At 54.4% G+C, this 20473-nt stretch carries 20 protein-coding genes and 1 pseudogene; 3 read left to right on the forward strand and 18 right to left on the reverse strand.

Annotated elements, in window-relative coordinates:
• Positions 1-28 precede the first annotated feature (28 nt).
• The 8 genes from NST29_RS12655 to fadH all read right to left on the reverse strand — a co-directional run bounded on the left by NST29_RS12655 (position 29) and on the right by fadH (position 6767).
• Entirely contained in the window at positions 29-1165 is a 1137-nt protein-coding gene (locus NST29_RS12655) for an N-acetyldiaminopimelate deacetylase (protein WP_033022088.1), read from the reverse strand.
• A 57-nt stretch (positions 1166-1222) separates the two neighbouring features.
• Complete coding sequence (gene dapD, locus NST29_RS12660; protein WP_033022086.1) at positions 1223-1933, reverse strand: 2,3,4,5-tetrahydropyridine-2,6-dicarboxylate N-acetyltransferase; 711 nt, start codon at positions 1931-1933, stop codon at positions 1223-1225.
• 73 nt (positions 1934-2006) lie between these two features.
• The gene (locus NST29_RS12665) at positions 2007-2879 is read right to left on the reverse strand and encodes a LysR family transcriptional regulator (protein WP_033022083.1); all 873 of its coding nucleotides are present in this window, start codon (positions 2877-2879) and stop codon (positions 2007-2009) included.
• A gap of 97 nt (positions 2880-2976) precedes the next feature.
• The gene (gene cbpB, locus NST29_RS12670) at positions 2977-3453 is read right to left on the reverse strand and encodes a cyclic-di-AMP-binding protein CbpB (RefSeq protein ID WP_033022081.1); all 477 of its coding nucleotides are present in this window, start codon (positions 3451-3453) and stop codon (positions 2977-2979) included.
• 101 nt (positions 3454-3554) lie between these two features.
• Positions 3555-3752, reverse strand: coding sequence for an antirepressor AbbA (gene abbA, locus NST29_RS12675; RefSeq protein ID WP_033022080.1), 198 nt, complete (start codon positions 3750-3752; stop codon positions 3555-3557).
• A 298-nt stretch (positions 3753-4050) separates the two neighbouring features.
• Positions 4051-4284 carry a hypothetical protein gene (locus tag NST29_RS12680; RefSeq protein WP_033022077.1) on the reverse strand — a complete coding sequence of 78 codons (234 nt, stop codon included), beginning with the start codon at positions 4282-4284 and terminating at the stop codon, positions 4051-4053.
• A gap of 50 nt (positions 4285-4334) precedes the next feature.
• A complete protein-coding gene (locus NST29_RS12685; RefSeq protein ID WP_033022074.1) occupies positions 4335-5552 on the reverse strand; it encodes an EAL-associated domain-containing protein in 1218 nt (405 codons plus the stop codon).
• A gap of 447 nt (positions 5553-5999) precedes the next feature.
• Positions 6000-6767, reverse strand: coding sequence for a 2,4-dienoyl-CoA reductase (gene fadH / locus NST29_RS12690; RefSeq protein WP_033022072.1), 768 nt, complete (start codon positions 6765-6767; stop codon positions 6000-6002).
• A gap of 477 nt (positions 6768-7244) precedes the next feature.
• On the opposite strand from fadH, the gene NST29_RS12695 reads away from it, so the two are divergent.
• Complete coding sequence (locus NST29_RS12695) at positions 7245-7679, forward strand: YkyB family protein (RefSeq protein ID WP_033022070.1); 435 nt, start codon at positions 7245-7247, stop codon at positions 7677-7679.
• A gap of 180 nt (positions 7680-7859) precedes the next feature.
• Here the strand turns inward: NST29_RS12695 and NST29_RS12700 are convergent, their stop codons facing one another.
• The 5 genes from NST29_RS12700 to corA form a co-directional block, all read right to left on the reverse strand.
• On the reverse strand, positions 7860-9263 hold the full coding sequence (locus tag NST29_RS12700; RefSeq protein ID WP_033022308.1) for a glycosyltransferase: 1404 nt from the start codon (positions 9261-9263) through the stop codon (positions 7860-7862).
• Complete coding sequence (locus NST29_RS12705; RefSeq protein WP_033022069.1) at positions 9263-10288, reverse strand: HEAT repeat domain-containing protein; 1026 nt, start codon at positions 10286-10288, stop codon at positions 9263-9265. Before NST29_RS12705 ends, NST29_RS12700 begins: the two co-directional genes overlap by 1 nt.
• On the reverse strand, positions 10289-11920 hold the full coding sequence (locus tag NST29_RS12710) for a diguanylate cyclase (RefSeq protein ID WP_033022068.1): 1632 nt from the start codon (positions 11918-11920) through the stop codon (positions 10289-10291).
• A 165-nt stretch (positions 11921-12085) separates the two neighbouring features.
• Positions 12086-12736, reverse strand: coding sequence for a glycoside hydrolase domain-containing protein (locus NST29_RS12715; RefSeq protein ID WP_033022067.1), 651 nt, complete (start codon positions 12734-12736; stop codon positions 12086-12088).
• Between the two features lie 68 nt (positions 12737-12804).
• On the reverse strand, positions 12805-13797 hold the full coding sequence (corA, locus tag NST29_RS12720; RefSeq protein ID WP_200878289.1) for a magnesium/cobalt transporter CorA: 993 nt from the start codon (positions 13795-13797) through the stop codon (positions 12805-12807).
• Between the two features lie 198 nt (positions 13798-13995).
• Between corA and NST29_RS12725 the strand changes: the two genes are divergently transcribed.
• Both NST29_RS12725 and NST29_RS12730 read left to right on the forward strand, forming a co-directional pair.
• Positions 13996-14223, forward strand: coding sequence for an IDEAL domain-containing protein (locus NST29_RS12725; RefSeq protein WP_033022062.1), 228 nt, complete (start codon positions 13996-13998; stop codon positions 14221-14223).
• Positions 14224-14378: 155 nt separating this feature from the next.
• Positions 14379-15536, forward strand: coding sequence for an aminotransferase A (locus NST29_RS12730; RefSeq protein ID WP_033022060.1), 1158 nt, complete (start codon positions 14379-14381; stop codon positions 15534-15536).
• A gap of 467 nt (positions 15537-16003) precedes the next feature.
• Here the strand turns inward: NST29_RS12730 and NST29_RS12735 are convergent, their stop codons facing one another.
• The 5 genes and pseudogenes from NST29_RS12735 to NST29_RS12755 form a co-directional block, all read right to left on the reverse strand.
• Positions 16004-16978: an NADPH:quinone oxidoreductase family protein gene (locus tag NST29_RS12735; protein WP_033022058.1), complete on the reverse strand. Its 975-nt coding sequence runs from the start codon at positions 16976-16978 to the stop codon at positions 16004-16006.
• Positions 16975-17757 (reverse strand): 2-phosphosulfolactate phosphatase, encoded by a 783-nt coding sequence (locus NST29_RS12740; protein ID WP_033022055.1) that lies wholly within the window; start codon positions 17755-17757, stop codon positions 16975-16977. The genes NST29_RS12735 and NST29_RS12740 overlap by 4 nt, the downstream gene beginning before the upstream one ends.
• 9 nt (positions 17758-17766) lie before the next feature.
• Entirely contained in the window at positions 17767-18825 is a 1059-nt protein-coding gene (locus NST29_RS12745) for a phosphotransferase family protein (protein WP_033022053.1), read from the reverse strand.
• Between the two features lie 103 nt (positions 18826-18928).
• Positions 18929-19498 carry a TetR/AcrR family transcriptional regulator gene (locus NST29_RS12750; RefSeq protein ID WP_033022050.1) on the reverse strand — a complete coding sequence of 190 codons (570 nt, stop codon included), beginning with the start codon at positions 19496-19498 and terminating at the stop codon, positions 18929-18931.
• A 63-nt stretch (positions 19499-19561) separates the two neighbouring features.
• A pseudogene (locus NST29_RS12755) lies at positions 19562-20452 on the reverse strand (AMP-binding protein); the annotation flags it as partial.
• Between the last annotated feature and the right edge of the window lie 21 nt (positions 20453-20473).

Below are 20473 nucleotides of genomic sequence, written 5' to 3' on the forward strand. Positions count from 1 at the left end.
CCCATAATGTGCCTTGTCAGAGGTGGAACTATACTTCTGAATTCCCCTTCCAGGAAAAATAGTCGATCAAAAACGCAATCGCGCGGTCGATCGCTTCCTCGTTCGGAGCGAGTTTGGCATGGTGCAGCCCGTATGGCGACTCAACGCCGAGCCAAAACATAAACCCCGGGATGTCGGCCAGCATGTAGCCGAAATCTTCGCCAGTCATCGCCTCTTTGCAACTGATGACATTCACGCCGCCGTGCGCCGCAGCAAACTTCATAAATTCCGCTGTCAGCTCCGGATCGTTGTACACTTGATGGTACATCGCCCCGTAATCAATAGCGGCTTCACATTCGTACGCGACTTCAACACCGTGCACGATCGCTTCAATCCGCCGTTTCACCTTCTGCATCGCCGCGGCCGACAGCGTCCGAATCGTTCCCTCGAGCCGAGCGCGCTCGGCGATGACGTTTTGCACCGTCCCGCCGGTAATTTTCCCGATCGTAATGACCGCGCTGTCAAGCGGGTCGACGTTGCGGGCGACAATCGACTGGAGCTGCGTCACCAACGCGCAAGCGGCGACGACCATGTCATTCGCCAAATGCGGAAACGCCGCGTGGCCGCCTTTTCCCTTCAAGTCGATAAACAGCTCCGATGTATTGGCAAACAGCAGCCCTTCTTTCGTTGCGATCGTGCCGACCGGATATTCCGGGGCAATATGCAGGGCAAGGATCATATCCGGCTTCCATTCCTGCATGATCTCGCTTTCGATCATCGGCTTGGCTCCGCCCGGCCCTTCCTCCGCCGGCTGGAAAATAAACAGCAAGTCATCTTGAATTGGATGATGAGCAAAATGGGTGAGCACGCCAAGGGCGATGCTCATATGGACATCGTGGCCGCACGCATGCATGCAGCCGTCATGCGTCGACCGATACGGCAAGCCCGTCTCCTCGCGAATCGGGAGCCCATCCATATCGGCGCGGTAGCCGATCGTTTTGCGCGGTGACGTTCCGTTGACTTTGACAAAAATTCCGGTTTTCCACGTCCGGACTTGAAGCCGCTCTTGTGGCAACGATTGGATATAACGCAACAAATAATGCTGCGTCTTAACCTCCTGAAACCCAAGCTCCGGGATTTGATGCAAGTCGCGGCGAATGGCGACAAATCGGCTGATCGCTTCCATCTTCTTCTCCTCCATGGGAAAAAAGCTGTCCTCGTCAAGGGACAGCCTTTCGTGTGATTACAATTGGCGAAGCTCTTGTTTCATCTCCGTTTTCGCCCGTGTTTGCTCGTCGATTTGCTTAATGACGCGCGCCGGCACGCCGGCGACCACCGTATACGGCGGCACGTCTTCGACGACGACCGCGCCCGCAGCGACGACCGCCCCTTTGCCGACAGTGACGCCTTCTAAAATGACGGCGTTCGCCCCGACAAGCACATCATCTTCAATGACAACCGGCTTAGCCGATGGCGGCTCGATCACGCCCGCCAACACCGCACCAGCACCGATATGGCAGTTTTTCCCGACCGTCGCCCGGCCGCCGAGCACGGCGTTCATGTCGATCATCGTTCCTTCGCCGACGACGGCGCCGATGTTGATCACCGCTCCCATCATAATGACAGCGTTGTCGCCGATTTCGACATGGTCGCGGATGATCGCGCCCGGCTCGATGCGCGCCTTAATGCCTTTCAAATCCAAGAGCGGAATGGCCGAGTTGCGGCGGTCGTTTTCGACGACATAGTCTTCGATTTTGTCTTGATTCGCCTCGATGGCGGCTTGAATGTCTTGCCATTCGCCAAACACGATGCCGACGTTGCCGGTCATAAACGTTTTCGCGCTTGGGCCGAAATCGATGCCATCAAGCTCTCCTTTTATGTATACCTTCACAGGCGTGGATTTTTTGCTGTTTTGAATAAACGAAATGATTTCATTGGCGTCCATCATCTTCATGGGCGACATCCTCCTTTGCAGCTGTATTCTTTTTTACTTTAGCAAACGAGAGTTCATCGTGACAAGCATAAATTCACGGGACAAAACGGCGCAGCACCTTTTCGAAGGCTTGTACTTGCGGAAGCTGCCACGCCGCTTCCGAGCTGATCAGCCACGTATCTCTCGTCATCGGCTCACCGCGCTTATTTTTTAACGGGATCATATGAACAACATATTGTTCGCGGTCATCTAAAGCGATTTCCGGTAAAATCGCATAACCAACGCCATGATAAGCGAGCTGTTTGCACGTTTCAATTTGATCGACCATCACCGTGCGCGCCGGCAAAGCTTGAAATTGCTCATGCCACCATTGTTGAATATGCAGCGAATAAGTCGAATCACTTTTAAATTGAATGAACGGGCGCTCGGTGTGGCGCAGTTGCTCCAAATCGTGAATTTCTTGGTCGACCAAATAGAGCTGATCGGTAAATAGCCGCGTCGCGATCCCGCTCCAGTTCGGCTCTCCGCGAACAATCCCAAGCTGAAACCGATTTTCGTACATATGGCTCAGCACTTCGCTTGTCCATCCCGTCGTCAACGAAACGTTGACATCCGGATATAATTTGATGAATGTTTTTAAAACGGGGGGCAGCCAATGCTGGGCAACAATGGACGTGACCGCTATCGTTAACGTCCCGCTGATTTGTCCGACCCGTCGTTGGATCTCCTCTTTGACTCGCTTCGTTTTCTGCACGGTTTCTTTCGCCAGTTGGACGATTTTTTCCCCCTCTGGCGTTAACAGCAACCCTCGCTGGGACCGGATAAATATTTTCACATTCCAGCCCGCTTCGATCGCCTGCAGCCGTTGAGACAACGCCGACTGCGTCACATACAGCCGGGCGGCCGCTTTTCTCATATTCAATTCTTCCGCCAAAACGGCGAGGATTTCATACTCTGAACTGTTCAAAACGATCCTCCTTTTCCTTTCCGCCTCGGCGGGGGACGATCGCCGAGGCGATGGTCGGAACAAACGATGACCATGTTGCAGATGGCGACTTTCTTGCTCATTGTTCAGCTTCTTTTCGGTCTGTCTTCCGGCCGCCGTTAGATTTATGCAGCTGTTTATTCAGTTGTTTCAATATCTCCCGGCGAGTGAAAATGCCTGCAAAGTAGCCATCGTCATTTTCGACGCAGACGAACGGATGGTTGACAATGAGCCCGATGGCTTTCGTCAGGCTGTCGGTAAGCCGCAGACGCGGAATGTTTCGGTTCATCACGTCTTCCACTTTCATCGTTTCGAGCCGTTCGAATTCGATGCGCTCCAATCCTAAAATCGCATCCATGATCATCGTTATGCTGATCAGCCCTTGCAGCTTGTAGGATGTATCCAACACCGGAATCGCTGAATAACCGGTTTTAGTGAGAACGAGCAGCGCGTGATCCAAATAGTTTTCCGGCTGGACATGCGCCACTTTATCCGCAGAAATAAGAAATGGTTTGACTGTCATAGGAATTGCCTCTTTGTCTTTCAACCATGTCATACCGTTGTTCCGCCTTTCTCTGTTTGTCTTCTCCTCTCCCTCATCATCATATCATAAAAAAGACTATCGCTTCTTGCCAAGCGATAGCGCGAGACAATCTTTTACGCTTCTTCAGTAAACAGACGGTCATATAAGCGCAACAGCTGCCGGTATCGTTGTTCATCGGCTTTTTTATCACCGTTTTCGATATCCGCCAGCTCGGAACGGACGAGCTCTAGCGCATATTGCTGACTGAACAACACGTCAAGCAACAGCATCGCTTCTTCGCCCGACAGCTCCGGCGGCAGCCGCTTGGCCATCTCCATTCCCCCTTTGCCTCTTCCGCTTCCATATATATTCGCCGGCCACGAAAAAAAGTCATGGAAAAAAGCGTCATGTAGAGGCAAACAGAAAGAGGGTGTCCCAAGGATCGGGATCCCTCTTTCGTTGCACTATATACGTGCTGGCTGCCTCTGCCGCACGATCGGTTGTGCCGATCGTGAAAATACCTGCCGTTCGAAAATGGGCAAAGGGATTTTTATCCTTCTGATGATGACGAAATTGTTTCGTCAAGGAATTCATCTTGAAGACGTCAACCTTTTGGGCCAGCCTCTTTGTTCAATAAGATCGGAGCGCCAAATACCCGATGGCAAACGCGGCGAGCAAAGCAGCGAGCACGTAGGCGAGAAGCATCGGATTGCGCAAATAAGCATGTTCCTCCACCGGTTTCGGAATCGGCCCGTCAAGCTCCCCTTGCCAGCGCTGCTGGCGGCCAAGGCGAACTGTATAAACGAATCCGATCACTGCAATCAAGACGGACAAAATCGATAAGATAAAGGCAAGCTGTGCCATCTTCGTTCACCTCATCTATACTTTGCCGCACCGAGGAGATTTTATACGGTTTAATAATGAGCATCGTGCTCAAACAAATAGCTGTACGACAAGTCGATGAACAAATAATGGCGCTCATCGATCGGGTACGAATACGTCCGAATCGTTTCGCCCGTTTCGATGTCCGTATACAAATCGGACAAAATGCCTCTTCGGCGCGAGCGCATCCGAATAATGTTTTCCAAAAAATACGGGCGCCAGCTCCAATTTTTCATATAGTACTGCGGCTCCAATGTCCAGCGCCCATCGCGCTTGAACATATTGCCCGACTGCTGAAAGCCGTCTTCATCACAAACGTAAATGCGGAAGCAAACGTCATCCAGCTCATCGGCCAACAGTGAAATGAGTTCGTTGAAGCCGCCCGCTTTTTTGTATTTGCCAAGCAGCGCAGCAATTCGTTGCTGAAACTGTTCGGAAATGTGATACAGCGTCTCAAGCTTTTTCTTTTCCTGCTGAATGAAGCGATGGCACTCTTTTCGCAGCAAGTCTTTCAGCAAATCGCGCGGCACGACTTCAGGCCCCGGTTTTGCCAAATAATATCCTTGATAATAGCGGCCGCCATGCCGCCAAGCGTATTGGAGCTGAAAGGAAGTTTCGATATCCTCATACAACAGCGTCGCTCCGATTTTGCGCGCTAGCAACGAAATGGAGTGAACGATTTCTTGGTAAGCTTGGTGGACCGATGTTTTCCGCAATTCGTGCAAATCGATTTTTAAAATGTCAGGCGACAACACGCCGATTCGCTCGAGATGAATGCTATGTTCGGCGATATTGTCAACCGCCACGCGAATGCCATAGGTGCGAATGTACGTCAACAGGTGGCTGAGTTGATCCAAATCGCCTTTAAAATGCTGCTCGTTGATTTCCAACACGATGCGGTCAAGCGCCAGCCCTTTGGCTTGATAAGCAAAAAGCAGCTGCAAAAACGATTCGCCGCGGTCAAGCATCAACAAATTGGCGTCACGGTTGAAAAAGATGAGCAGGGCTTCGTCATCGAGCGACAAAAAATAATCAAGCGCCTTTTTAGTAATCACATCATCGACTTCCATGCGAAACTCTTCCGGAATCGTCTCATCGTGGAAAAACGGACCGAGGCTGACCGGCCCTTCCTCGGTTTGAAAACGCCCGAGCACTTCATATCCGATGACTCCATGCTCATCGGCGCTGAAAATCGGCTGGTAGTGCGGAACGACTTGCGACAAGTTGGCCATCACGTCTAATGCATCCATTTGCGCTCACCTCATTCTCGTCGACCATCTCTGCTTTTATTATAGCACAACGGCTTCGTCGTTCCTGACGGAAAAACAGCGACCTGAACAGACTGTCCTCCTCCCCACCAAACTCGAAACAAAAAGCCTCCCATCCGTTGCGACAAAAAGGATGAGAGGCACGGTTTGGACGCGGATCCGCGCGCTGTCAGCGCGCCGTCGCTTTCGCTTAGCGCTCACCCGCCACCTGCGCTTCGCTTGGAGGCGGAAGCTTCAAGCGGCTTGTGCGTGTTGGCCGAACGGCAAGCCGCACACAAGAACCCTTTACGCTTTCCTTCGCTCGGAAGCGTCCGTTCGAACAATAACCACATCGGTCGGCAATCGTCAACCGACATGTATCCCCCCACCTCCTCATTGGGCGTTGTCCCGTCCATTCCTTGAGGTGGGAGGCTTCGGTCGGAAATGACGTTAAAACGGCCGTCGATTGAGCCATTGGCCGCCGTCGACGGTGATGCAAGCACCGTTGATGTAAGCGGCTTCATCGGAAAGCAGAAACGAAGCGACCGCCGCGATTTCTTCCGGCGTTCCGAGCCGCCCGAGCGGCACGCTTTCCAACGTCATCCGCTCCGCTTCTTCCGACTCCCAAAGCCGCTCCGCTCCTCCGGTGCGCTCAATCGGCCCCGGAGCGATGGCGTTGACGCGAAACCCGTATTTTTTCCCCCATTCGACCGCAAGCGTGCGCGTCATCGCCAACACCCCGGCTTTGGCGCAGGCGGAATGAATGACTCCGGCGCCGGCATGCCACGCGTACGTCGCGATGATGTTGATGATGTTCCCTTTCAAACCGCGCTGAATCCAGTAGTTTCCCACTTCCCGACTGCAGTAAAACGTGCCGTTTAACACGATGTTGATGACGCTGTTCCAGCCGTTGATCGACAACTTTTCCGCCGGACAAATAAAGTTGCCGGCCGCGTTGTTGACGAGGGCATCAATGCGGCCAAACTCGGCGTCAGCCCGCGCGACCATGTCGGCGACTTGCTCCGGGTTGCGCACATCCATCGGGACGGCAAGCACGCGCCCACCGCCGGGCGTTTCCATTTCCCGCTTCGCCTCTTCCAGCGCTTCCGCCCGCCTTCCCGTAATGACGACGTCCGCCCCTTCAGCGACAAACCGCTTCGCCATATACTTGCCCATTCCGCTCGACCCGCCGGTCACAATGACGACCTTTCCATTCATCGTTTTTCCCCTCCTGTGAGTGATGATTCATTCATATTTTCATCATACTACATAATCATTGAATATTCGATATTTTTCTCTGGTTGTCCTTCTCTTTCCTTTTTCGTTATAATAAAACTGCTTATGAAAGGACGGCGACATTATGCCTCACATGGAACCAACCTATATGAACCGACGCGCGTTTTTCAAAAATGGGGCGCGCACTGGCCCCACGGCCGCATTGACGGCGTCTTCCTCCTTTGGTGACGCGCGCTGGAGTGCCGCTCCGTTTCTCGCCCCGCCGGAACTGACCGTTTTTCGCTCGCCTGCCGGTGAGCGTTGGCGAGTCAGTGATCGAAAGCCGCTCAAAGAAAGAGGGGACATAGCGGCTTTTTGGGTTGCAAACGAACAAACGCCGTCGTTGCCCGTCCCTTTCGAAAAAGAAGCCAAGCCGGGCGTCCGTATGCTATAATAGAAAGAAAAAAAGGAGATATGCCGATGAAACCATTGCAATTGTCGGTCGACAATATCGCCAAAGCCATTTTTACGGTCAACCGCCACGCCAAAACGGCATTAAACCCTTCGTTTCTTTATCTGCTCAAGAAAAAAGCCATCGAAAAACTGCTCGCAGAAGGCAAGGCAAAAAAGGTCGGCCTCCATTTTTCCCGCAACCCAAAATACAGCCAACAGCAGTCGGATGTGCTCGTTGCCGTCGGCGATTACTATTTCCACATCCCTCCGACAAAACAAGATTTCGCCGTCCTCCCGCATCTTGGCGCACTCAATGATTCGTACCGCAATCCTCCGGCTCGCATGCCTTTGTCGGAAGCCAAGGCCATTCTCATCGCCTACACCGGATTGAACGAGCCGTTGGAGCGGGCCCCAAAACGGGCGACCAAACCCGTGTTTAGGCGGCTCGGCGACCGCTATTGACCAAAGAACGCTCTCAATGCCCATCGCGATGACAGACCGCTTTGCTCAGACTCCCCTCCGTTCATGTCCTTGATTTCCGATGAAAAAGGGGGTCCCGCTGCTTGGGACACCCTTTTCTTCATGGCGGGGAATTCACGAACCGAACCGTGAACCATGCCAGCGGCAACACCTCAAGTCCGATTAAGCGGACACCCCTTTTCGTTTCATGCTTCCCCATTGCTTTTGCCAGCGAAACGCATCGATGATCCCTTCGCACCGCCACCATGCGGTCAACGGACGGTACCAAAACGTCTCCGTCAATGAAAAGAAAAACAGCCGAACCAAATCCGAGACGTTCGGAAACTTCCGCTCCGTCCATTCCTCAAGCAGCACTGCGGCCGCTGACAAAAGCGAGCCATACAAAACAGAAACAGTCAACAAAAGAAGAGCAAACTCGATGTAGATGGTGCCGAAACACAATGAAAGGATGATCACTATATACCCCACCAGTTCAACGACCGGGCCAAGAAGCTCAATAACCCAAAAATACGGGAGCGACAAAAGGCCGATCGAGCCGTATTTCGGATTGAACAACAAGGCGCGATGCCGCCACAGACTCTCAAGCAGCCCACGATGCCAACGCCGCCGCTGCTTCCGCAAATCGCGGTACGTTTCCGGCGCCTCTGTCCAGCAAACGGGATCTGGGATGTAGATGATTTTTTTCGGCTCGTTTTTTTCCCGGGCCAGCCGATGCAGACGGACGACCAGCTCCATATCTTCACCGGCTGTGTCGGCATACCCTCCAGCCTCAATCACCCACGGCTTGGAAAAGACGCCAAACGCCCCGGAGACGATCAGCAGCAAGTTATGACGACTTAAACCAAGGCGGCCGAGCAAAAACGCCCGCAAATATTCAATCGTCTGCATCACTACGAGCGGCTGCCGCGACAACCCAACCTTGACAATCTCACCGCGTTCAATCTGACAGCCGTTGGCGACCCGAATCGTCCCTCCGGAGGCGATGACCTCGCCATCGGATTCGAGCATTGGCTTCATCACTTTCAAAAACGCGTGCCGTTCCAAAACCGAATCGCCGTCAATGGAACAAATATACGGATAGCGGGCAGCGTTGATGCCGGCATTCAGCGCGTCAGCCTTCCCCCCGTTTTCCTTGTCAAGAACAAACAAATGCGGATAAGCCGGCGATTGATAAATCGCTTTGACTTCTTTTGTCGCCAGTTGGCGGCGAATGACGCGATAGACCGGGCGAAGTTCAAAATGTTCGATCAGCCGCTCGAGCGTCCGGTCTGTGGAACCGTCGTTAATGACGATCACCTCGTATTGCGGATATTCAATGGCGAGCAAGGAGCGAACCGAACCGACGATGCCGGCTTCTTCATTATAGGCAGGCACAAGAATGGACACCGGCTTGGCGTAGCTGGCTTCAAGCAGCTCTTCATACGGCTCCCAGTCGTCAAGCCGATGGAGGCGGCGCAAATGCCAAAACGACACGACAAGCAAAAACGTATAAAAAGCGACTACCCCGATCATATAAACAAGCACCGCGTTCCCAACGAACGATACAACCGACTGCCAGAACGCCATCATCCTTCCCCGCCTTCCAACCATTGTCGGGCCATATCGCGAGCATAACGGTCATCGGCTTGCTGAGCCGCCCGGTTCAACGCGATGCGGCCACTAGGGAGGCGCGCGAGAGCGGCAGCGGCCTCCGCACGAACCGCAAAGGAGCGGTCAGACAGCCGTTCATACAAAAGCGGAAGCAGCCGTTCTTCGCGGCATCGACCGGCAAGGCGGGCGGCCATCAACCGTTCCTGCCAGTGCGGGGAACTTAGATGGTGCGCGAGCTGACGCGCATGAAGCGGCGCGCCGATTTCCGCCATGGCCTTGAGCGCGCGGACACGGATTTCCAGCTCTTCCGATGCCAGCCGCTCTTGCAAAAACGACTGTTCCTGACGGCGGCGGATGCCGATGATGTCGATCAATGCATATTGGCCTGCCGGCGGGAGCTCGGCAAACCGCCTTTTTACTTGTTGGAGCAGCCTTTCGCTCATATGGCCAAAAATGACGCGGTACGCAAATTCCGTCAGCTCATGTTTCGGTTGAAGAACGTACACAACAACCGGGCGGTAATCAAATTTGGCGAAAATCGTCAAAATTTTTACCACTTCCCCTTTGGTAGCGATCCGGGAGCGATACAGCCGCTCGATGTCGGCTAGCAGCGCCTTCATCTGCAAATCCTCAATGAAAAACAGCGCGTTCATTCTCTCTCCCCAATGTCGACTTGCCAACCGGCGGCGCAGCCAGCCTTCAAAATATTCTTCGGCAAACGCCCGAATCCTTGCCTGCACTTGCTCCCCTTTCAACAGCGCGGCAAAATCGTCCAGCAGCTCAAGCAGCGCCTCTCGCTCCAGCAAAGAAGCCGGCCAAGGGGGCTGTTCCTCGTCGCCAAGCAAGTAGCGGAGCAACGGAAGCCGAAGCTGTTCCTTGCCAGCGCGCAGCGCCGCTTGGCGCCGGTTTTCCCGCCGCTTGCGCACCATCAAATACGCAAACACCGCGGTCAACGTCCCAAACAAAAAGAAGGTGAGGGAAACGGCAATCTTCAGCGCCATTTACGAATCGAGCCCCCTCAGCAGCCGGCGCAGCCGCGCCTCCAGCTCAAGCCATTTGAACGGCTTGGTCACATATTCATCCACCCCGCGCTCCAACGCATGGGCAATTTCCCGCTCATCGTGGCGCGATGTCAACATCATCACCTTGCATCGCTTCCGCTCTTGGCGGAGGCGTTCAAGCACCTCTAGACCGTCCATTTTCGGCATCACCCGGTCGAGAATCACAATGAACCGCCGACCGTCTCGGTACAGCGGGGACTGCAAAAAGGAAAGCCCGTCGCCAAACTCCTCAATGTCCACTTCCCGCTGTTGTTCAGCCGCCAACTTGCGAACAAGATCAGCAATGACCGCCCGCGCCAGTTCATCATCATCGACGATGGCCACCGCCCACCGCCGCCCGCTCGTTCGCCGGCGCTGGCTTCGCTCTTGGCCGCCATCGTGAGGGGCGGACGGCGCGCCAGCTTCCTCGATGCGATTGCCGCCCTTCTTTTTCGCTTCGTACAACGCGGCATCAGCGAGACGCAGCCAATGATCGAGCGATTCATCAGCTTGATCGCATTCCACCAAACCGGCAGAAAACGTGCACGACAGCCGGAACCCGTCAGCTACGATTTCTTCGCCTTCGAACTGGTGCCGCAGACGCTCAAGCACCGCCCGCGCTTCCTGTTTCGACGTTTGGGCCAGCCAAACGATGAACTCTTCCCCGCCAAAACGAATGACGGTATCCAAGCCGCGCGTATGCTGAAGGAGCACATCAGCCAGTTTCTTTAACACGGCGTCGCCGGCCAAATGGCCGAAGCGATCGTTGATCTGTTTGAAATGGTCGAGGTCTAGGAGCGCTAAACAACTCGGCGTGCCGGAACGTTCCAAATCGCTGCGGAGGCGGGCATACACGCGCGGCAAATATTTCCGGTTATAGACGCCTGTCAATTCATCTACCAATACAAGCTCATCAATTTTTCTCTTTTTTTCGATCAACCGGCGGATGCGGATAAACAGCTCATCGGCGGCCGTCGGGGTCACGACATCATCGGCGCCGAGCTCATAGCATTTCAACTGCGTCTCTTTCCGCCCATCGGCGCTGATGACCACAACGGGAAGATACGGGTGCCGTCCGGCGTTCTCCAACAAACTAGCCAACGCAGAAGGTTCCCCGTCTTCCTCGCTAAGACTGACCACGAGGCAGTCCGGACTAAGACAAATGATCGAAGCCGCCGCCTGCTCGAGCGACGGCACCGTGAGCAGCCGCCATGGCGCGGCATCCAGCGCGCGGCAAAGATACGTAAAAAACAGCGGATCATTTCCGCACAGGAGGATCGTCGCTTCCGATTCCTGTTCGCTTTTGATGAGAGGGAGCGGAAAGGGCGTTTCCTTCTCTTCATAGAAACAGCGAAGAAGAGGAGCGATCTCCACCAGCGCTTCTTCAGCCGTCCATTCCTTCTCTTTGCCGCTGTTCACCTGACGGCTCAACCGTTCGGCCTCGGCGGCGATGTCAGGCCGTCCGATCACGGTTGCCGCCCGGCCAACGGCGCGCAAAAACCGGGCGAATTCCCGGCTGGTCAGCGGTCCCGCCTTCCATCGTTCGTACTGCTCCTTCATGCGTGCCAATAACAACGCGGTCGATCGATCCACGCTCCCCCTCCTTTCCGACTATATGTCTGCGTCCAATCGCCAATCCGTCCTTTTTCCTATTACTAATATAATCGATCTGAAGCAAAACATGAAAGAAAATAAACTCAAAACCGCTCCACTTTTCACCGCCATACAAAAAGCCGCTGCTGTCGGCAACGGCTTCGCTCAATACAAAAAATCAAGCAGGCGGCGGTCAGCCAAATTCGTATCGACCGGACACACCTCCGCGTCGCGCCCGTACTGCCACACCCAGACATTGGCGCTGCAAGGCGGGGCGGCCGGCTGGTATCGGGGCGCTTTTTGCTCTTTCGTCGCCCCCGGCCTTGGTGCGGCGCTCCAAATGACCGCTTGCACGGCCACTTGGTTGTTCCGGCTGACCGCCTCACAATAAGCGGCAGCAAAGTCCCCTTTCGTCGGGTCAGCGTACAGCCCCGGCCGGTACCCGGTCGGATAGAGCGTTTCCACCCAAGCGGCGATCCAAGCAGCGTCTACGGCGAAAAAATCTTCAATGTTGGCAAACAGCAGCTTGTTTTTCGGAATGCCGAGCCGTCGCGCATGGAACACCGCATTGCGCGCCGCCACCTGTCCGCTCGCATAGCCGACCGCCTCGCGAAACGCATTGTAAATGGGCAACACTTTGATGCCGTCGTTGCGGATGCGCGTGATTTCCTCCCGTGTCAACCCTTCCGATACGTTTGGAACCCGAACTAAATAACGGCCCCAAAATTTCGGAGCGCCTAGCTCGGTCCGGACGCATTGCAACAGTTGCTCCGTAACAGACTGAGCCGAGTCGACTCCCCAAATTCCCTTTGCCACCCGTTTCCCTCCTTTGCGATCGCATCGCTATAGCTATGTATATGAAGGGAACCGCTTGGCTTATACGGCTAGGGGCGCCGCTTCCGTTCTTCATCCGCCCAGTCGCTCTTGAGCAGCTGAAACCAACCGTTGCGTTTAAACCAAACGAACATCGTCATGCCGATTACGGCCATGATCACTAATACGGCGAAATAGCCGTATTTCCAACGCAGCTCCGGCATATAGTCAAAGTTCATCCCATAAATGCCAGCGATGAAGGTAAGAGGCATGAAAATCGTCGTGATGGCGGTAAACGTCATCATAATATTGTTCATCCGATTCGAGTTGAGCGACAAATAGCTGTCGCGGATGTCCGCGGTAATTTCCCGGTTCGTCTCAATCATTTCCGACAGCTTGAGCAAATGATCGTAAATATCATGGAAATACAGCTGCCGCTCCTTCATGCGCTGCAGCCGGTCGGAATGGGTGATACGGTACAATAAGTCGCGCATCGGCACAATCGTCCGCCGCAGTTTTGACAAATCGCTGCGAATGTCGAACACTTTTTCAATGATGTCATGAATCGGTTCGTTGTTCGTATTCTCCTCTAAATCGTTCAGCACGTCTTCAATATGGTACAACGGCGGAAAATAATCGTCAACGAGTTTGTCAATGAGCCGATACATCACATGAAACGGTCCCTGCTGAACATCCGCCTCATGTTTGAGCCGCTCCCACACTTCATCGACCGCGTGGATGGCCGACTTATGAAACGAAACGATGAAATTTTGTCCGACAAACAAATCCACCTCCTCAGCCTCGAGCGTCATCCCAGCGATCGCATGGAGAACGACAAACAAGTAGCGGTCGTAAAAATCGAGCTTCGGCCGCTGCACATATTCCAAGCAGTCTTCAATCGCGAGCGGGTGAAAGCGAAAAAACGACGCGAGCAGCTCCGACTCCTCATCCGTCGGCTCATGAAAGTCGACCCAATACCAAGAAACGTCCGGACTGTTGACCATCGCAAGATCTACCCCAGCCAAAATCTCAAATTCTTTTGTCACGATACATGTGCGAATCATTTCCATCACCCTGCCATTGTTTCTTCTCTTTATCATAACCGAAAAGTCTGTTATCGCCCAAGAAAAAACGGGTATTCAAATCATGTAGAGAAAAAATTGACAAAAAATATTTATCGAAATTTTCTTTACATTAGCTTCAAAAACGAAGATAATATAAAAAAGGGAACCATTTCGTTCCCGTATAGGAGGGAATCAACGATGTACGAAAAACAATATCCAAACGAAGGCGCCGTCTTGTTCAACCAACCGGAAGAAAAAAGCAGTTACGGACCGATCGCCGAACAGGTTCTAAACGAAGCGATTTTCCAATTTCAGCGAAAAAAATTAATGGAGCAAATCGACGAGGCGCTCGCCGCCGGCAACAAGCCGCTGTTTTTGCAGCTTTCCGCCCAATACAATGACTTGTTGAAAAAATACGGCGCGTAAAAGGAGCGAACGAAATTGGAGTGTGAATCATCCATCGCAACGTAGGCCCCCTTTCCGTCTGCGGAAACCACCCAAACGGAAATGGGGCTGATTTTCGTTTTTCCGTTTGCGTTGAACAATGATACAATAGAGAAAAAAAGAAAGGTGGACACGCCATGAAACACCTCATTCAGCCACGCGTCCAATCCATCCAAATATCAGGCATCCGCCAGTTTTTCAACCTCGTCGCCGGCCGACCAGGAGTGATCTCACTGACGATCGGCCAGCCCGACTTTCCAACGCCCGAACATGTCAAAACCGCCGCCCAGGAAGCGATCGCCGCTGGTTTCACCACGTACACCGCCAACGCTGGGCTGCTTGAGCTGCGCCAAGCGGCTTGCCAATTCGTTGCTGACAAGTACGGCCTCCGCTACACGCCGGACGAAGTCATCGCCACCGTCGGCGCCAGCCAAGCGCTTGATATCGTGTTTCGCACGATTTTAGAGGAAGGAACGGAAGTGCTCCTTCCCGCACCGGTCTATCCCGGCTATGAGCCGCTCATCCGTTTATGTGGGGCAAAACCGGTGTACATCGACACAAGGCCAAACGGGTTCCGTCTGTCGGCTGAGCTCATTGCGCCTTATTTGACAGAAAAGACGCGCTGCGTGATCCTTCCCTATCCATCCAACCCAACAGGGACGGCGCTGGCGGCTGAAGAGTTGGCCCGCATCGCTTCGCTTTTGCAAGGGCGGCCGATTTGGATCGTGTCTGATGAAATTTACAGCGAGCTCGTCTATCGCGGACGCCACCGCTCGATCGCCGAATGGCTGCCGGAGCAGACGATCGTGATCAACGGCTTAAGCAAATCGCACTCGATGACCGGTTGGCGCATCGGATTCGTCTTCGCCCCAGCGTTCGCCGTTGAACAAATGATCAAAGTGCACCAGTACAGCGTCTCGTGCACATCATCGATCAGCCAAAAAGCGGCGCTCGAGGCGCTCACCGCCGGCAAAAACGACGCCGAGACGATGCGCGCCGCCTATCTGGAGCGGCTTGAGTACGCCTACGGTCGTCTCACCGCCATGGGGCTGCCGGTGGAAAAGCCGGACGGGGCGTTTTATTTGTTTCCGTCGATTGCCGCCTTTGGCATGTCTTCGTTCGATTTCGCCCTCGATGCCGTCGAAAACGCCGGCGTCGCCCTCGTTCCCGGCAGCGCCTTTTCCGACTACGGTGAAGGCCACGTCCGACTGTCGTACGCCTATTCGCTCGATGTGTTAAAGGAAGGACTCGATCGGCTCGAGCGGTACATTCAACAAAAACGGCGGCGGCCGTAATGGGCGCGATCCACACCGGTTCTTTTTTAACATAATTGCGAAAGAAGTCTCCCACTTCAAGCAAAGCGAAGTGGGAGTAGTTCACGGCTTGTTCCTCCTAACAGCCAAAACAGAGGCTAGTCGATACATCGCGAAAAGGCCGGTGAAAAACGGTTGTTTCTTTTAAGCAATGGGGAATCGTTTGACAGGCGATCCTAATGCGACAAAGCTTTTCTATTGGAGAAACGGGCTTGATCAGCGGCTTGCTCTCTTCAATGACCGGTCTCCTAAGAGGCCGGTGATGTACTCGTGCTTTTCCATCTCATTTCTCAACGAGAAAAACCTTGTTGCATCGGTCTGTTTTTTCACTCATTTGATGAAGGGAAGCAGCGACGTTTCACCAACCTTCTAAACGTAGCTGGCGGATGCCGACTACGTTCAGGAAGTTGCGGGTGTCCAGCTCCGTGTCTGGACACCCTTTTCGTTCCTTATGGCACAAGCAGCAGCTTGCCGTGCGTTTTCCGCTCTTGAAGAAGTTTATGTACCATCGGCGCCTGCTCAAGCGGGTAGACGCCGCCGATCGTCAGCTGCAAGCTCCCGTCTTGCACCCATGAAAGCAATTCGCGCAAACTTTGTTCGTACAGCGCCCGCTTTCGCATGATTTGCGGCAAAAAGAAACCGATGACGGACCAGTTTTTCGCCATGAGACGAACCGGATTGAGACGCGTCATCTCCCCGCTCGCCGCCCCGTAGACGACAAGACGGCCGAACGGAGCAAGGCAATCGAGCGTCTGATGAAAGACGTCGCCGCCCGCCATTTCCAAGGCGACATCGATGCCGCGGCCACCGGTCGCCTCCATCACGTCCGCGGCCCAGCTGTCTTTTGTATAATCAATGGCAACATCAGCGCCAAGCTGTTGGGCGAGCGCCCGTTTTTCCTCCGTACTCGCCGTGGCGATGACCGTTTTGGCGCCGAACCGTTTCGCCAGCTGGACGGCGATCGTTCCAACGCCGCCGGCAGCGGCGTGAACGAGCACGGTTTCTCCTTCCTCTAAGCGGCCCATCGTTTTGAGAATATGGTAGGCGCTCAGCCCTTGCACCGGCAAAGCCGCCGCCTGCCGGGCATCCATGCCGTCCGGAAGCGGCACGACCGCCCGCTCGTCAACAGCGACACACTCGGCGTAGCCCCCCGACTCAATCAACGCGACGACGCGCTGCCCTGGACGGACCGTTTGCACCTCCGGACCAACCTCGCAAACAACGCCGGCCACCTCCGTCCCCGGTATGAACGGAAGCGGCGTCGGCACCACGTAGCGCCCTTCCCGCCGGGCTGTATCGGCATAGTTGACACCGATCGCTTCGGCTTCGATCAATACTTGCCGACCTGTGGGCTTCGGGCGTTCTCCTTCGCAAACACGCAAGACATCGGGCCCACCGTATTCAACGAATTGGACAAATTTCATGACGATCTCCCCTCTTTCATGAATCTTGTTGGCGCGATATCGCGCAGCTCCAAACCGAACGATCCTCGTTCAAGTTTCGGAACGGAAGAAAGCGCCCCGTGCCGGTTAATGTAATCCACTTCTGATTCCAAACCGTACGCCGCCATCCAGCGGCCGACGCGCGCGGCGAACAATACTTCTTTCGCCCTTTCTTCCCCCGAATATTGCCGGTAAAAGAGCCATGCGGCCATCGCGCTGTCGGACAGCTTGGCCGCATCGATCCCTTGCTCGACGAGGCAATGCACGAAATAGCCGGCGCCGTAAAAGTCTTCGAGGCAAAAACGACCCGACGAGCCGGAGCAGATGGCGATCATCGTTTTGTCGCGATGCCATCGGCAAACATGCTCGCTGACCGCCGGGCTGTTCAGCAAACTCGCCGTGTATACCGCGCTCGCCGACTGCGCTTTATGAACCGCCACCGTGCCGTTGGTCGTCGACAACACGACCGTTTTTCCCGGACAGATCGTTTGCAAAAACAGCGGCGCCGGAGGATGGAAGCCATCGATCGTCCGTCCCTCCCGTTCACCGACGAGCTCATAACTTTTCTCGGGCAAGTGAATCGCGACCGCCTTCGCCTCCTCGGCGTCGCGGACCGGGATCACCGAACGAGCGCCGGCCGAAAGCGCGGCGGCAATCGATGAGGTGGCAAGCAAAATGTCAAACACAACAGCAACTTTCCCATCAGCGAGCGCCGTCTCATCAATGTCTTCCTTGCGCAGCACGACATGCACGTTCGTCATCACGCTGCCTCACCGTCCCGTCGCCAGCTGCCATGCATGCTCGATAAGCGCTTCGACAAACTGGCCGAAATGGCGAAACCGCTCATCGTTCGTCTGCCCGCGGCGATAACGATAATAAATTTGCTGGCAAATGACCGCTAATTTAAAGTAGGCGAACGTCAAATACACGTGCACGTCGGACACATCGCGGCCGCTTTTTCTCGCGTACGCGTCAATAAACTGTTCGCGCGTGTAAAATCCAGGCCGGACGGTGGCCGGTGCGCGACCAAATCCATTTTTCACCAGCGGCCGATCATCCTCTTCAATCCAATAGCTCATCGCCACCGCCAAATCGGCCAGCGGATCGCCGACGGTCGACATTTCCCAGTCAAACAAGCCGACCATGTTAGTGATATCATCTTTCGCAAACATAGCATTGTTCAGCTTAAAATCGTAATGAATAACCGTCGCCTCCCGCTGCGGCGGAATGTGGGAAGCGAGCCACTTCGTCAGCGCTTCAGCCGCTGGAACATCGTCGGTTTTCGCCCGCTCGTACCGCTGAATCCATCCGTGCACTTGCCGCTCCATAAATCCTTCCGGCTTGACCATGTGCACCAATCGCGTTTTCGTATAATCGATTTGATGGATGCGAACTAACGTCTCGACCATCGTTTCGGAAATGCCGCGGCAGACGTCTTCTGTCGGCACAACGCCGTCCGGAAAATCGTCGTCAATGACAACGCCATCACGCCGCTCCATCACGAAAAAGGGGCTGCCGATGATCGACTCATCGTCACAAAAATACAGCGGCTTCGGCGCCAGCGGAAAGAGCGGATGGATTTCGGCAAGCCATGTGCTCTCCCGCTTCATATCATGAGCTTTCGGCGGCACCGGGCCAAGCGGCGGCCGGCGCAGCACCGCCTCCCACTCCCCGCAGCGGAGCAAATACGTCAAATTCGAGCGGCCGGCGGAAAATTGCCGAATCTCCAGCTCCCCATCCGGCATGTCCGGCAGCACTGAGCGCAAAAACGCGGCCAATTTTCCAACCGGCAATTCTTCCCCTTTGCGCACCGGAATAATGGCGCTCATTTTCCTCTCCCCCTTTTGGCGAGCGCGTTTTGTTTGGTCAAACATCGACAAACGAGCGACATGAACGGCGACCTTGACTTCTATGGCGGACGCATAGTGCTTGTTAAGACGCCGGCCCCATCCCATCGATCAAAATGGTGATCATCTGTTTGGCCACTTCCGCATCAGTCAGCCCGCCGTCCGGGCGAAACCAATGGTAACTCCAATTGGCCGCCCCGAGCACCGTGAGCGCGGCAATCGATGGCGACAAATCGCGGCGCAGTTCGCCGCTTTTCATTCCATCCTCAATTAACGCCTGCAGCTGATAGCGAAACAAATCGCGCTTTTCCTTCACTTTTTGCAAATGCTCCTCGTTCAAATGTTTCATTTCGCGGAAAAAAATGCGCGCTTGCCGCCCTTGGCGCTCAACGTTGTGAATAAGCATATACACAATGGCATACAGCTTTTCCCGCACCGATCGCCGCCCGTCATTGATAATGCGCTGCTGTTCGCGAAGCAGCCCTTCAATGTAGCGAAGATGAATATCCATCAGCAGCTCTTCTTTGCTTTTGAAATAATAGTAAAACGTCCCTTTCGTTACCCCAAGCGCGTCGACAATATCTTGAATCGACGTTTCGCTGAACCCGTTTTGCTCAAACAGTTCAATGCTGGCAGCGATAATCTTTTCCCTCATGTTCTCCCACCTCTTGCCCTGCGTCATCACTGCCAGCTATTGTACCATAAAATGGCCCGTCTTGCCGGGGGTGTTTGTGATGGCGACGTACATCGTCGGCACGCCGGGGAACACGGTCGGCTGCTTGTCGCGGATCGTCTCGAGCACTTCTTTCAGCTCGAAGCGCGGCAACAAAATGTTTTCCGCCCCTTGGTAAATCGCCAAGTTCATGCCGGACGTCATCGCGAATACGTGGAACAACGGAATGACAGTTAAATACCGCTCTTTTCCAAATTCAAACGTTCCTTTGAAAAATTCGGCGCACTGCAAGACGTTAGCGAAAATGTTGCGGTGGGTGAGCATCGCCCCTTTCGAGCGCCCTGTCGTTCCGCCTGTGTATTGCAACACAGCGATATCATGCGCCGGCTCGATCGGCACCGGGCGCACTTGTCCATCCCCTTGGGCCAAAAACTGTTCAAACGTCACATCGCCTTCAGCGAGCGGGACAGAAGCCGGCGCCCCGAACTGGACAGTGACCGCCCGCTTGACCGCCGTCTCTTGTCTCACGGCAGCTAGACGCGGATAAAGCGGCTCGTAAATGACGATCATCTCCGCTCCCGAATCATTGAGCAAGTACGAAAGCTCGCGCTCAACGAGCATCGGATTCACTTGGGTGACGATGGCGCCCGCCTGCAAAATGCCGTAGTAAGCGATGACGTATTGCGGGCAGTTTGGCAGCATGATCGCGACCCGATCGCCTTTTTGCACTCCGAGCGCTTGCAGGCTGGAAGCGAAGCGGTTGACCGCCGCGGCGAGCTCAGCGTAAGTGATCGTTTGGCTGTAAAACGTCAGCGCCGGCTGAGCGCCAAATTCCGCCGCCCGTTCATGCAGCACCTCGCACACCGTTTTGTTCGGAATCTCGATATGAAACGACACATGTTTCGGGTAAAGAGACAACGCCCGTTTTTCGCTCATTATTTTTCCCCCTTCCATTTT

The sequence above is a fragment of the Geobacillus sp. FSL W8-0026 genome (genome assembly GCF_037966255.1).
Lineage (GTDB): Bacteria > Bacillota > Bacilli > Bacillales > Anoxybacillaceae > Geobacillus > Geobacillus icigianus.

Excerpts from the sequence above, each read along its gene's own strand:
- NST29_RS12745 (WP_033022053.1), bottom strand. The coding sequence starts at position 18,825 with ATGAGCGCCATTATTCCGGTGCGCAAAGGGGAAGAATTGCCGGTTGGA.
- NST29_RS12705 (WP_033022069.1), bottom strand. The coding sequence starts at position 10,288 with ATGGCGCTGAAGATTGCCGTTTCCCTCACCTTCTTTTTGTTTGGGACG.
- NST29_RS12740 (WP_033022055.1), bottom strand. The coding sequence starts at position 17,757 with ATGACGAACGTGCATGTCGTGCTGCGCAAGGAAGACATTGATGAGACG.
- NST29_RS12700 (WP_033022308.1), bottom strand. The coding sequence starts at position 9,263 with ATGGCGTTCTGGCAGTCGGTTGTATCGTTCGTTGGGAACGCGGTGCTT.
- cbpB (WP_033022081.1), bottom strand. The coding sequence starts at position 3,453 with ATGACATGGTTGAAAGACAAAGAGGCAATTCCTATGACAGTCAAACCA.
- NST29_RS12685 (WP_033022074.1), bottom strand. The coding sequence starts at position 5,552 with ATGGATGCATTAGACGTGATGGCCAACTTGTCGCAAGTCGTTCCGCAC.
- NST29_RS12655 (WP_033022088.1), bottom strand. The coding sequence starts at position 1,165 with ATGGAAGCGATCAGCCGATTTGTCGCCATTCGCCGCGACTTGCATCAA.
- fadH (WP_033022072.1), bottom strand. The coding sequence starts at position 6,767 with ATGAATGGAAAGGTCGTCATTGTGACCGGCGGGTCGAGCGGAATGGGC.
- NST29_RS12695 (WP_033022070.1), top strand. The coding sequence starts at position 7,245 with ATGAAACCATTGCAATTGTCGGTCGACAATATCGCCAAAGCCATTTTT.
- NST29_RS12730 (WP_033022060.1), top strand. The coding sequence starts at position 14,379 with ATGAAACACCTCATTCAGCCACGCGTCCAATCCATCCAAATATCAGGC.
- abbA (WP_033022080.1), bottom strand. The coding sequence starts at position 3,752 with ATGGCCAAGCGGCTGCCGCCGGAGCTGTCGGGCGAAGAAGCGATGCTG.
- NST29_RS12750 (WP_033022050.1), bottom strand. The coding sequence starts at position 19,498 with ATGAGGGAAAAGATTATCGCTGCCAGCATTGAACTGTTTGAGCAAAAC.
- NST29_RS12680 (WP_033022077.1), bottom strand. The coding sequence starts at position 4,284 with ATGGCACAGCTTGCCTTTATCTTATCGATTTTGTCCGTCTTGATTGCA.
- NST29_RS12735 (WP_033022058.1), bottom strand. The coding sequence starts at position 16,978 with ATGAAATTTGTCCAATTCGTTGAATACGGTGGGCCCGATGTCTTGCGT.
- dapD (WP_033022086.1), bottom strand. The coding sequence starts at position 1,933 with ATGAAGATGATGGACGCCAATGAAATCATTTCGTTTATTCAAAACAGC.
- NST29_RS12725 (WP_033022062.1), top strand. The coding sequence starts at position 13,996 with ATGTACGAAAAACAATATCCAAACGAAGGCGCCGTCTTGTTCAACCAA.
- corA (WP_200878289.1), bottom strand. The coding sequence starts at position 13,797 with ATGATTCGCACATGTATCGTGACAAAAGAATTTGAGATTTTGGCTGGG.